Here is a 12,542-nt window from a genome sequence, read left to right as displayed (position 1 = left end):
ACTTTGCCCGACCTGTACTGTTCTGCGAGTATCGCCTATGCTAGAACTTGTTGTTGCCCGCTATACCGAAGACCTGGCCTGGCTACGGAAACGCCCTGCCAGTCTGCACGTAACCGTCTATGATAAAAGTGCCGATGGGTCGGCGGGGCCCGATGCGCTTGTGCTCCCCAACGTAGGGCGTGAGGCCCATACCTATCTCCACCACCTCGTTGAGCGCTACGACACGCTGGCCGAATGGACCATCTTCTGTCAGGGGAAACCGTTTGACCATGCCTTCGATTTCAAAAAAACCCTGCGGGCCTTTACCGATGCTCCCGACGCGATCAGTCCGCTGGGGTTTTGCTGGCTGGGCCATCTGATCGATACCGACGATAATCAGGGTGACCGCTTGTTCAGGCCCTGGAGCAAGAACGAAGACGGGCGCGGTCTTGATCTGCGCGGCTTTCATCGGGCGTTGTTCGACACTGACGGACCGCCAGCGTACACCTTTGTGCTGGGTGCTCAGTTTGCCGTTCATCGCGATGTAGTGCGTCGGCAAACGCGCGCCTTTTACGAGCGGGCTCTGGCTGTATCGATCACGTTTCCCGACGCAGCCCACTGTTTCGAGCGGAGCTGGGATCTGGTATTTGGCCTGGTCGGTATTGACCGCCAGTGGCTGGCCGGTCGGCAAACGGTTCATCTGAAGCCGATGCGACACCAGACGCCTGATCTGCTTCAGTGAGTTTGAGGCCAGTTGCTGTAAGCAAATGCAGAAACTGTCTTGTGGCGCATGAGGCCTTATAAAACGGCGGCCAGTGGTTTCGATCACTGGCCGCCGGTTTGTAGGGATGAGCAAAGGGGTAGTCGGCAACGCTAATTATCTACAAGCCGGTCTTTTCCAGCTGGGTCAGCCAGGTTCCGTACGCGTTCCGATACCGTTCCTGATCGCGGATGTTGGGATCGATGGTTTTGGTGACGTGGAGGCCGGTGAATGCTTCCTGCGCGGTTTTGTAATAGCCAAGACCAAGTCCGGCTCCGCGGGCGGCTCCCTGCGCCCCGTCGGTATTGTACAGTTCGATAGCTGCCCCGGTCAGGTTGGCCAGCGTGTCGCGGAAGAGCGGGCTGAGCATCATATTGGCTTCGCCGGCCCGGATCGTTTGCAGACCAACGCCCACGCTCTCCATAACCTGAATCCCGTAATAAAGCGCAAAAACGATACCTTCCTGAGCGGCCCGGATCAGGTGGGGCAGTTCGTGGCGGGTCAGTTGCAGGCCGTGGAACGACGCGCCCGGATCGGCGTTTTCGAGTACGCGTTCGGCGCCATTGCCGAACGGCAGGCAAACCAGGCCATCGGCACCAACGGGTGCTTCGTGGGCCAGGCGGTTCATCTCGTCGTAGCTGATAGTCCGGCGCAGCACCTGGTTGCGGAGCCAGCTGTTCAGAATACCCGTTCCGTTTACGCACAACAGTACCCCGTAGCGTGGGGCCTCGGGGCGGTGGCTGACGTGCAGAAACGTATTGACCCGCGATTTGGTGTCGTAATCGGCCCGGTCGCTGACGCCGTATACGACACCAGACGTACCCGCCGTAGCGGCAATCTGGCCTGGTTCGAGTACGTTGAGCGAGAAAGCGTTGTTGGGCTGGTCGCCGGCGCGGTAGGTAACGAGCGTTCCGGCGGCAAGACCCAGTTCGGCGGCTGCCGTGGCGCTTAGTTCGCCCTGGGGGGCAAACGTAGGCCGGATGGTAGGCAGCAGCGATGCATCGAAGCCGTAATAATCGAGCAGAAACTGCGCGGGCTCGTTAGTCTGGAAATCCCAGAAGATTCCTTCTGACAAACCCGATCCCGTTGTGACGATCTCGCCCGTCATGCGGGCCGCCAGGTAATCGCCGGGGAGCATGAAGTGAGCTACCTGCGCGTATACGTCGGGTTCGTTAGCTTTGACCCAGGCCAGTTTGGCGGCTGTAAAATTGCCCGGCGAGTTGAGCAGATGTTTCAGGACCCGGTCGCGGCCGAGGTCATCGAAAGCCCGGTTGCCGTACGGAACGGCCCGGCTGTCGCACCAGATGATGGAAGGCCGCAATACGTTCATATCCTTGTCTACCACCACCAGCCCGTGCATCTGGTACGAGATGCCGATGGCTTTGACGTCCTCGGGCCGAACGCTGGCCTGTTTCAGTACCGCCTGGCTGGCCCGGCAGGCATTATGCCACCACTGCTCAGGCTGCTGTTCGGCAAACCCGGGCTGGGGCGAATCGATGGCCATTTCGGTTTCGGGGAAGAACACCGACGCTACGGCTTTACCGCTTTCGGCATCGAGTAAACACGCTTTGACGGACGATGAGCCGAGGTCGAATCCAAGAAAATACATGCAGATACCAGAATTTGGGAGTCGGAAATTTAACGCGAAAGTACAACCCGAAGGTGACAAATGAGTTAACAAACCGCTCTCAATCCGCCAATTTTTGGTAGAGTTGTGCCTTACCGCCTGTCGTGTCCAGACGGGCTCAGGCAACCGTCGATGCTGTACTGGTTACCTGAAGAATGCCGTCTTCCATCACATAAACCCGGTCGGCCAGTAAAACGGACTGGCTCCTGTGCGTAACCATGATAATGGCCATCTGCGATTTGACCCGCTGAAGCAGGGTAAGCACGAACTGCTCCGTTTGGCGGTCGAGGGCAGACGTAGCTTCGTCCAGCAACAACAGTTGAGGACGGCGGTACAGAGCCCGGGCCAGACCAACCAGTTGCTGCTGACCACCCGACAGGTTTATGCCCTCCTCGCCGACAAGGGTAAGGTAGTTTTGCGGCAGCTTCATGAAATAATCGTGGAAACCGTACTCCTGACAAAACTGTACAACCGCGTCGGCTTCCTCGATTGAGTTACCCAGGCAGATGTTGTCGAGCAGGGTGCCGTTGAAAATCTTGATCGGTTGGGGTACGCAGGCGATCAGTCTACGCCAATCGGCAGCGGGAATGGCTGCCCAGGCGGTATCGCCCCCCCCCCGCAAATGAAGTGCCAGGGAGAGTCATTCTGACGCTTAGCTGGTCTTTTTCTTCCGGCTCATAAAATTTCTGTAGAATCTGAAGGAGCATACTTTTGCCCGAACCTGTTTCGCCAATCAGCCCTATAATCTGACCTCTCTGTACCGAAAATGAGATGTCTTTCAACAGGGCCGGACGCCCAGCAAACCGGTACGACAAGCTTTTGGCCGTCAGTGACTCCAGTATGATTTCCGGTGGCTGATTATTGCTGGCTGACCCGTTCTGGCTGGCAGACACTTCGGCGGGGAGTTCGGTAAATTCGCGCATCCGTTGAAATGCTACACGCGCTTCCTGCAACTGAATATTGGTTGTGGAAAGCCGGGCGATGGCACTGATGAGTGTACCGGACATGTTTAGTACGGCCATCATCTCGCCCAGTTTCAAGTGTTTATGCAGTACCATAAACGTACTCATAGCAATAAGCGTAACCAGCATCCCGACGCTGATTAACTCACTCAGCAGGCTATAGCGATTGCCTAGTAAGCCCAATTGGTAGAGTTTTTGCTGAAAAGACCTGTAAATAGCCGACGTTACAGCACCAAAAAACGGTTCCTTCTGATGCGCCTTAATGACGCCAATACCGCCCATGCAGTCAATGAAATGACTTTCCGTATGAGCATACCCTGCCAGGGCTTCCTGTTGGCCCGCAATGATCCGGGAGTTGAATCGCCATACCAGCCAGCCAAATAAAGGCAGGCAAACCAGGCTAAGTAAACCGATTTGCCAGTGGTAAATAAACAGGAAACCAGCCGTAATAAGCACCATCAGTACATCGATGACTACGCTGCCCGTGAGGAAGCTGATGGTAGCCTGAATCCGGCGGGTGTCGTTGAGCCGTGCCACCAGATCGCCGGTTTTGCGGGTGTCGAAAAACGATTTGGGTAGCCGTAGCAGATCGCGGAAAAAGTGATTGGCGATGCGCGTGTTGAAATCCCGGCTTTGCCGCAGCAGCAAAAAGCCTCGCAGGTAGCCAATGCCCGCCCGAGCGAGCAACAGCACCGCCAATAGCAACAAGCCCAGCGTCAGTTTTTCTACGTTTTGCCGGGGCAGAATCTCATCCAGCAACTTTTGCGAAAACAGCGCCATCGTCAGACCCAAAGCCGCCATCAGCACACCCAGCCCGGCTGCAATGCCCAGCAGCGGCAGGTCGTCATGCAGCAACTGCCGGAACCACTGCCACTGCTGTTGGCGACTTTGAGTCGTTCTGACAAACGTATTGGTGGGTTTGAGCGACAGTAAGGCCCGCGACTGCCAGATTTGGGTTAGCTCCTCGGCTGGCATCTGCACCACACCCTGCCCCGGGTCACCAATGGTATAGTGTCCATTGTCCTGCCCGTAATAAATAACATAGTGCTGTAACCGCTGCCCGGTGGGGCCGTCGTCGACTAAGACGTGCAGAATAGCCGGTTCGGTTAGTTCGCTCAGATTATGGATACCTTCGGCTTCGAGGCCCTCGGCATCAAAGCCTAGCGCCTGCGCAGTCTGGTACAGCCCAAGCAGCGAAGTACCTTGAATGCTGGTGCCGCTGAGTTCGCGGAGTCGTTCCCGGCTGGCATCTCCGCCATGATACCGCAAAACAGACAACAGGCAGGCTACTCCACAATCGGTCTGGTCGAGCTGGCGGGTGAAGGTCCGGTGAATGTGTTTCATAAGTATTTCAGGAGGGCCTCTACTTTTACTTCGCCTTTGTATTCCTTACGGAGTCGCTTATCGGCGCCGTAAATGAAAATATGAGGTACGCCTGTGGGGCCAAAAGCCTGGTAAGCTTCTTCGCGGGTGAGCGCCCCTACGTGCATCATCGAGAGCGTATCTAAGCCGAACTGGTGCGCAAAGGCTCGGGCTTTATTAAGGGGTTGCGTAGTGAGCCAGTAAACAGACGTATTGGCAAAGGCTGCTTGTTGCTGGCGTATTTGTGCAGCTTCCCGGTGACATAGCTCACAATCAGGATCAAAGAAAATGACGATAGTAGGTTTTCCGAGAAGCATGGGCTTGAGTGTTGTGAACTTGGCTGATGCCACGATCGGCAGGGTGTGAATCTTGTGGGACGTCTCTTTGCGTACGGCTAAACGATCAAGAATTTTGTAAATCATTCCAGTAAATAGAATGAATAATAATAAATACAAATAATTCTTCATGTGATTACATAATACTTAAAAAAACAATCACTGTTATCCATAAAAAGAAAGACACGCCGTATGACTGCACCACAATTGACATTCCATTGCTTAGTGGAATGTTATAAGCCTTCTGTAAACCTATTGCCAGAATAAGCCAAAATAAAAATTCAAAAATATTGAGTTGTTTAAGAGGCCATCTTTGCCATTCCTCAGAATAATCCAGGAGGTTATATAGTGAAAGCGCACTAAAATCGCTGAAATTAGCGTAGGTATAGTCTGTCTTGATAAAGGAAAACCAGCCTAGTTTTAAAAGCAATGGGATGAAAAATACAAATTGAGCAATAGTTACTATATTAATAATACGTATCCACTGAACTTTGAAATCATTTAGCAGAATACCAATTGACAAAATGCTTGTAATAACCACAATATTAAATAGCTTAAAAATTCCTTTTAATAGATTCAAAAGTACATAATGTCCCTCTTTGTGCTTCAATAGAGTTGCTATTTCAGACTGTGTAAATTTTTTAGATAAACTTTCTAATACTAACTGTTCAGGTAAGAAAAAGTGATCTACGATTGCTCCTAATGTAAAGTCGATCATTAGAAGTAATGAAAAGAGTAGTAAATATCGAATCAACCTACTCATGGTATAAACGATTTGTCTCTTACCGCTTTATGAACGCGGCCAGATTTATTAGTCATGTAAAGCGTATCGCCACCTATACGATAAATGCTTGCTGGGATACTAGGAGTGTATAATGGTAGGCTTGTTTCAAATAATAGATGTAGGTGTTGATTTTGTGTAGCCCATTTAGGCTTAACTTTACCTGATTTGATAATATCAGAATTCATTATGTCAGGGTGTTTGGCGTGGCTAAATTCTAATTTTCCATCTGGATAAAATACAAAGTACTGAGTATTTATGAGCTTTCTTTGTTTTTCGTCATAATAGACCCACCTCCCAAAAAGTACCTGGTCAAATTGCTTATTTTTAGTTAATTCTGAATCGAAGTTTTTTAGTTTTGACAAAAATAGATGTTTTGTTAGGTCGTTATGCATAATAAATAGTTCAAGGGAGTCGCCTTTGATAATAGCTTTAATATAATTGTCGGGTTGAGATGGGATAAAATACCCTGTCAGGGTGTCATTTTGATGCGTGAAGTATGTGTATTCCTGACCTATTGCCGTAATAAGTATTCCTGAAATAGATTTATTATCGCCCGGTTTTAAAATAAGGCTAACTGGTTGTAAGGTGTCTTTTGAAAAATACGTGCCTATAAAACGTGTTATTTTTTGGGCATGACAAAAGCAAGTGTAAAAAGAGAAGGCGTATAAAATTAAATATTTTCTCATATTGCTTAAGATAAAACGGTCAGTAGATAATCCTACTGACCGTAGATTTCAGATTAAAGCCAGCCCATGCAAGCCATCCATTTTTCGCCTGCAGCAGCTACTCCTAAAGAGGCTGTAGCATAGTCCCATCCTGAAGAATCATCATCACCGATTGCTTTGCCAAGACTTGCTACTGACGAAGCAAACGAAATAGACTCCCCCGTGCATCTTCCACCCATCATGCGTTCCAACTGGATAACATTTAGCTTTTTCATGCGTTTTAAAAATTTAGTGTTAAATACGTGTCATTCGATACTGAATGACCCTCGCAACTTCGGGGCTTTCACTGAACTGAGAGTTCATCGATATAAATTTTATAGAAATTTCCAATTTATCTTATAAAGCAGCAGTAAATCCATTATTTAAAATGAATTTTAAATAACTATTCTCTCGGTTCATTGAGCTGGTACTTGCTGCAGCCAAAGACCAGAGGAGGCTAGCTGTCTGAAATTATTAGCTTACTTGTTGTTTTTCTACATCCTCATTGTTTAGCTTTCGCTGAAACCTGAGTATGATTCGCCCTTCTTCGGTATAGTAGTACATTTTGCGGACTGGTTAATAAACACGCAGTAATATATTTTCCGAAGCTTGAGTTGATTTTTAATCGCATGAGAAACGATGTTTACTCATGTCTTTGTTTATGACTACAGTTTTATAGTTATAAATAGACGTGGAAGTGGGAATGCCATCAATATTGAAGTTGCTTACTTCTGTTAATGGAATATTTATACAATTTATGATTTTAAAATTAGAGTATTTTGTCTCTTTCTTGGCTGTACTTATAGTATTATATACTACCTCTTTAGATATGTTGTAGGTTTGACAGTTTGTGTAAAATGTTTGTATGAATTTTTTGTCATTATATTCAAGTACATAAAACTCTTCGTCGCTTTCAACTATTCTTTTTATAAGAGTACATTTATCGCCAATGTATACAAAATCATTAAATAATTTTTCATTTCTGAAATAAGACTGATTATCAGATAAAATTTTATTGAGTAGCTTTATAGAATTGCGCTCGGGTCTACTACCTAAACAATTAGTGTGACCATCATAATTAAAGTATGTTGTATCAGTATCGTTAATTCTTTCATAAGAACAAAGGTTCGGAAGAGCTTTATGTATATTAACTATGTACCTGGTTCCTGTTTGACTATCAAATCCATCTCCGGATAAGAAAATGGTGGTGATAGAATCTATACAACGTCGGCTACCAAGGTTCTGTAAATACTTCTCATGTATAGATTGCACAGATTGTCCGTAGCTGATTTGTAATCCAATGATGAGGACCATTTTGGTAAGACAAAGAGGTGCTTTGTTAAAGTATCCAAAATTGTTGCTGGTCAAAATAATCATAGTGCACCGCGTGTGTATGTTTCAATAGCCTGCTGAAATCAGAGACCAAAATGAACATAGGGAGCCAACTGTCTGAAGTTTTCTTCCGCCTTCCAACTTCTCCATGTCATTATTATTTAGCTTTCGCTGAAACCCAAACACGAGTTGGCCCTCTTCGGTGTAGTAATACGTTTTGCGGATTGGATCATAGGCGAGGGGCAGGTTGAGATCATTGCCAGCTCGTCGCGAATCTTGTGCCAGGCGCGTTCGGTAATGCCCAGGCGCTGGGCTAGTTCTCTGGGTGAGCCAGTGGCCCGTTTGCGGATTAGATAATCTAAAAAGCGGAACCGGTTAGATAGTTTCTGAATCATAATGGTGGGTAGGATTAACTCCTTCAGTTAAGACGACATCATGCTGTAGAATGTGTACTTGTTTGTGGGTTAAACTGCGTGAAATCACTCTTTTTATGTGTGAAATCACCCATAAACCTATAAAAAGCACGGTTGGTGAATCTTCATATCCATTATTTGTACCGCTCCGGAAACAGGAAAAAGGGCAGAAAGCTAACTTGCAGTCCTATTGTTAAGCCCCTCTGCCTTATGATCCGGTTCCAATTCGTGTTCCTCTTCTTTGTTGCGTCGATAGCCTCGTTGGCTCAGACACCTACTACCGACTGGACTACTACCTACTGGCCTGCGCGCTGGATTCTGCACCCAACGGCGCCGGCCCGGCAGTATGGGGTGTTTCACCTGCGAAAAGCCATTGACCTGCCGCAGAAGCCGGCCCGCTTCGTTGTACACGTCTCGGGCGATAACCGGTATCGGCTGTTCGTGAACGGTCGGGCGGTGCTGCTGGGGCCGGCTCGCAGCGATACACAGAACTGGAACTACGAAACGATTGATCTGGCGCCGTATCTGCAGGCCGGGCGGAATGTGCTGGCCGCGCAGGTCTGGAACATGGGCGAGGGCATTCCTTTCGCGCAGATGAGCTACCAGACCGGATTCGTGCTGCAGGGCGACACCGACCCTGAAAAAATAGCCAATACCGACGCCAGCTGGAAGGTATACCAGAACCCGGCTTACTCGCCTATCAAGAACGATATCTCCAAACTGCGAACCTACATCGTGGCGGGCGATGGCGACCGGGTCGATGCGGCCCGTTATCCCTGGGGGTGGGAGCAGCCTGACTTCAACGACAGTGCCTGGCTGGCGGCCAAACCGTTTGGCTTTCCAACCAAGCCCCGCGGACTCGGCACCGATGGGAACTGGGGGCTGGTACCCCGTCAGATTCCGATGATGGAAGAACATCCCGAGCGACTGGCGGCCGTTCGGCGGGTAGAGAACGGACAGATGGAGGCCGCCTTCTTGCAGGGAAAAGCGCCCGTAACCGTTACTGCTAATAAGAAAGCGGTCTTTCTGCTTGACAATGGGGTGCTGACAAACGCCTACCCGGAACTGACCGTAAGCCGTGGCAAAAACGCGGTAATCACCCTGAGCTATGCCGAAGCCCTGATCGACGCAGCCGGTAAAAAAGGAAACCGGAACGAGGTGGAAGGCCGGTCGTTACGCGGCTTCGACGATCAGTTCGTAGCCGACGGGTCGGACCGCCGTACGTTTCGGCCACTCTGGTTCCGGACGTATCGGTACCTGCAGCTGACGGTAGAAACCAAAGACGAACCGCTCGTACTGAACGACCTCGTCGGGCAATTTACCGGCTACCCATTCGAGCAAAAAGGAACGTTTACCGCAAACGCCCCCACATCAACAACATCCACGCCCGGCATGAATGCGCCGGGCGCATCCACGCCGGGCGACTCGTCGTTGCAGCGAATCTGGGAGGTGGGCTGGCGAACGGCCCGGCTTTGTGCGGGCGAAACCTACTACGACTGCCCTTATTACGAACAGCTGCAGTATACCGGCGATACACGTGTACAGTCGTTGATTTCGCTGTATGTGGCGGGTGACGATCGGCTGATGCGCAAAGCCATTCTCGATTATGACCACAGCCGCTTCAATGACGGGCTGACCCAAAGCCGCTATCCCAGTGCGGACTTTCAGGTAATACCGACGTTTTCGCTCTTCTGGGTCTGCATGATCCACGATTACTGGATGCACCGGTCCGACGATGCCTTCGTCAAGTCTATGATGCCCGGCGTACTGAGCGTGCTGAACTGGCACGAAGAGCGGCTCGATAAGAACGGGTTGAATGGGCCGCTGCTCTGGTGGAATTTTGTGGACTGGGCCAAGTGGCAGAACGCGAAAGATGAGGTGGCGGGTGGGGTGCCGCCGGGCGCTAAGAAGGGTGGGTCCAGCATTTTAACTTTACAACAGGCTTATACCTATTTCCGCGCGGCCGATCTGCTGGCCCATTTTGGTCAGAACGAACGCGCCGAGCATTACCGCGAGCTGGCCCGCCGGCTGAACAAGGCAGTTTATGCCCAATGCTGGGATGCCGGACGGGGCCTGCTGGCCGATACACCCGCGAAAAACAGCTTCAGCCAGCATGCCAATCTGCTGGCGATCCTGACCGACGCCGTGCCGAAAAATCAGCAGGTGGCTTTGTTGACAAAAACAATGGCCGCTACGGATATCATTCAGGCTACCTTTTACTTCAAGTTTTACCTGTTCGAGGCTCTGAAGAAAACCGGGCTGGGCGATGAACTGGTGCCGCAACTCAAGCCATGGCGCGATATGCTGGCTATTGGCCTGACTACCTTTGCCGAAAATCCAGAACCAACCCGCTCTGATTGTCACGCCTGGAGTGCCTCGCCCCTGTATGCGCTGCTGTCGACGACCTGCGGTATCCAGCCTGCCGAGCCGGGCTTCCGCACGGTGCGCATCGAGCCGGCCTTCGGTACCCTGACCCGCGTTGATGGCCGCGTGCCTCATCCGCAGGGTGAGATTGCTGTCAGCTTCCAGAAAACGGCAGCGGGCGGTTTGACCGGCAGCGTGAGCTTACCCGAGAAAATGACTGGTACGCTGCGCTGGAAAGGCAAAAGTCTCCCTCTGAAAGGAGGCACGCAGACGGTAAGTTTATAAGACCAGTTTCTGTTGGGTCGGCTACAGCAAGCTGGCGCCAACAACCTGTCCGTTGTCCGTTCGCTGAACGTAAACCAGTACGCTGCTTTGATCCGGACTGAGACCATTGGGTATCGCCAGGGTGGCGCTGCCCGACGACCCCGCCTGGTCGATGGTCCTGAACTGCCGTACGATGTTGGTGTTGACAAGCGTTCGCCCCCCGTTTTCTCCGTTGCCGACGGCGGTACGGGCTTCTTTCTGTACGAGGGCGATATTGACGCGGTAAGGCCCTTTCGCCGACAGCGTATAGCTCACCGTCAGGATTTTGGCCGTACGACTCATCTGGCCGTTTACTGTTACAAATGAGGAAGCCGGTTGTTTCTGAACGGCGGCAACAGCCTGCTCAATGCGGCTTCGCTGGCCGCCAATGATATCCTGCTGCCCATTTACGATCAGCTGGGGTGTATAGGTTTGTGTGCGTAGCTGCCGGTTATACTGCCGTTGCCGATCGGTGAATTGCCGACTGCTAAACGGGTCCTGCCAGCCAAGCCGGTTCCAGTAGTCGACGTGAAACGATAGACCGTATACCGCCTGGCCGGATCGGGCGGCTTTTTCGGTGATTTCCTGTAAAGCCCGGTCAGCGGGCGGGCAGCTGGAGCAGCCCTGCGAGGTGAACAACTCCAGCACCACGACCGGCTGCGCGGCTGGTTTGACGGGTGCTGGTATCGACTCGGCTGGGGCCAGCAGCAGGGTCACCGCCAGCCAGAAAAATGCGTTCATGAGTAACGTTGTTGAGTGATGATGCAGGGCTGCTGTGAACGGTACACAAGCCGTTTCACAGACCCAGGTAATAGTCATAGCCACGCTCGGCCCAGAAGTCGCGCGGTCGGGTGTCGGAAAAGAAAATCCGACCAATGCGTTTGAGGTTCTTGACGCCGTATTTGTGCGGAATAATCAGCCGGATCGGGGCGCCGTGCTGGTTGTTGATCGGCTGCCCGTTGAGTTCGTAAGCCAGTAGCGTTTGCGGATGCAGCGCACTTTCCATGTCGATACCCACATAATACCCTTTGTCAGGCGTCTCCATACCGACAAACGAATACAGATCGGTCGGACTGTCCGGCGTAGGGGCATTGCCGCTTTTGGTGCCGAGTTTGTAACGCTCCAGAAAATCGGAGAGTCGTACGCCACCCCAGTGCTGAATCTGACTCCAGCCTTCTACACACTTAAAATCATAGATCAGCTCCTGCTTCGGCAGCGCCCGAACGTCGTCCATGGTGAGGAGCAGCGGCTCCTGGTTCGGCCGGTCGATCTGTAGCTTCCAGTCGGTCGGCAGGGGTGCGCGTAACCCGTCGAAGCCGTTTACGCGCGGTTGTTTAGCCGCTTCTTCGCGGGAGTAGGTCTTAACCAGGTTGATGTTGCTGAAATACGTACGGGCAATCTGTTCGTTGGCATCCAGTACCCGGCGCAACGGTTTTTTCATGCCCAGGACCTTCGGGCTGCTTTTAATCCACGAATAAACGCCGAACGGAACGGTGGCGGCCAGCGCGAACAGCCCAAACGAGCGGAGCGTTCGACGACGTATGGCTGATTCGGGAGCGTCGCTTTCCGGGAGCTTGGGTTCGTTATCGATTTTCATGACAGGGCAGGGTGTATGGG

At 51.3% G+C, this 12,542-nt stretch carries 12 protein-coding genes; 2 read left to right on the top strand and 10 right to left on the bottom strand.

The window, feature by feature from the left end:
- Positions 1-37 precede the first annotated feature (37 nt).
- Positions 38-721 carry a DUF3431 domain-containing protein gene (locus tag B1C80_RS17545; protein ID WP_077922507.1) on the top strand — a complete coding sequence of 228 codons (684 nt, stop codon included), beginning with the start codon at positions 38-40 and terminating at the stop codon, positions 719-721.
- Positions 722-860: 139 nt separating this feature from the next.
- Here the strand turns inward: B1C80_RS17545 and B1C80_RS17540 are convergent, their stop codons facing one another.
- The 8 genes from B1C80_RS17540 to B1C80_RS28140 form a co-directional block, all read right to left on the bottom strand.
- Positions 861-2,348: a xylulokinase gene (locus tag B1C80_RS17540; protein ID WP_077922506.1), complete on the bottom strand. Its 1,488-nt coding sequence runs from the start codon at positions 2,346-2,348 to the stop codon at positions 861-863.
- Positions 2,349-2,484: 136 nt separating this feature from the next.
- The gene (locus tag B1C80_RS28895; RefSeq protein ID WP_161492785.1) at positions 2,485-2,988 is read right to left on the bottom strand and encodes an ATP-binding cassette domain-containing protein; all 504 of its coding nucleotides are present in this window, start codon (positions 2,986-2,988) and stop codon (positions 2,485-2,487) included.
- Positions 2,933-4,672, bottom strand: coding sequence for a peptidase domain-containing ABC transporter (locus tag B1C80_RS17530; protein ID WP_077922504.1), 1,740 nt, complete (start codon positions 4,670-4,672; stop codon positions 2,933-2,935). Before B1C80_RS17530 ends, B1C80_RS28895 begins: the two co-directional genes overlap by 56 nt.
- Positions 4,669-5,157, bottom strand: a complete 489-nt coding sequence (locus B1C80_RS17525; protein WP_077922503.1) for a peroxiredoxin — start codon at positions 5,155-5,157, stop codon at positions 4,669-4,671. Before B1C80_RS17525 ends, B1C80_RS17530 begins: the two co-directional genes overlap by 4 nt.
- A gap of 4 nt (positions 5,158-5,161) precedes the next feature.
- Positions 5,162-5,743 carry a hypothetical protein gene (locus tag B1C80_RS17520; RefSeq protein WP_139361675.1) on the bottom strand — a complete coding sequence of 194 codons (582 nt, stop codon included), beginning with the start codon at positions 5,741-5,743 and terminating at the stop codon, positions 5,162-5,164.
- Positions 5,744-5,784: 41 nt separating this feature from the next.
- Positions 5,785-6,495 carry a hypothetical protein gene (locus B1C80_RS17515; protein WP_077922501.1) on the bottom strand — a complete coding sequence of 237 codons (711 nt, stop codon included), beginning with the start codon at positions 6,493-6,495 and terminating at the stop codon, positions 5,785-5,787.
- 53 nt (positions 6,496-6,548) lie between these two features.
- A complete protein-coding gene (locus B1C80_RS28145; protein WP_099076887.1) occupies positions 6,549-6,749 on the bottom strand; it encodes a hypothetical protein in 201 nt (66 codons plus the stop codon).
- Between the two features lie 385 nt (positions 6,750-7,134).
- Complete coding sequence (locus B1C80_RS28140; protein WP_139361674.1) at positions 7,135-7,827, bottom strand: hypothetical protein; 693 nt, start codon at positions 7,825-7,827, stop codon at positions 7,135-7,137.
- Between the two features lie 641 nt (positions 7,828-8,468).
- On the opposite strand from B1C80_RS28140, the gene B1C80_RS17510 reads away from it, so the two are divergent.
- Positions 8,469-10,907 carry an alpha-L-rhamnosidase C-terminal domain-containing protein gene (locus tag B1C80_RS17510; protein WP_077922500.1) on the top strand — a complete coding sequence of 813 codons (2,439 nt, stop codon included), beginning with the start codon at positions 8,469-8,471 and terminating at the stop codon, positions 10,905-10,907.
- A gap of 21 nt (positions 10,908-10,928) precedes the next feature.
- Here the strand turns inward: B1C80_RS17510 and B1C80_RS17505 are convergent, their stop codons facing one another.
- Both B1C80_RS17505 and B1C80_RS17500 read right to left on the bottom strand, forming a co-directional pair.
- Positions 10,929-11,666, bottom strand: a complete 738-nt coding sequence (locus B1C80_RS17505; RefSeq protein WP_077922499.1) for a thioredoxin family protein — start codon at positions 11,664-11,666, stop codon at positions 10,929-10,931.
- 55 nt (positions 11,667-11,721) lie between these two features.
- The gene (locus B1C80_RS17500; protein ID WP_077922498.1) at positions 11,722-12,522 is read right to left on the bottom strand and encodes a molybdopterin-dependent oxidoreductase; all 801 of its coding nucleotides are present in this window, start codon (positions 12,520-12,522) and stop codon (positions 11,722-11,724) included.
- Positions 12,523-12,542: the final 20 nt, after the last annotated feature.

It is taken from the genome of Spirosoma sp. 209, from assembly GCF_002006735.1.
Taxonomy (GTDB): Bacteria; Bacteroidota; Bacteroidia; order Cytophagales; family Spirosomataceae; genus Spirosoma; species Spirosoma sordidisoli.
The sequence above is the reverse complement of the archived record's forward strand: the minus strand, read 5'-3'. Positions and strand labels throughout refer to the sequence as shown.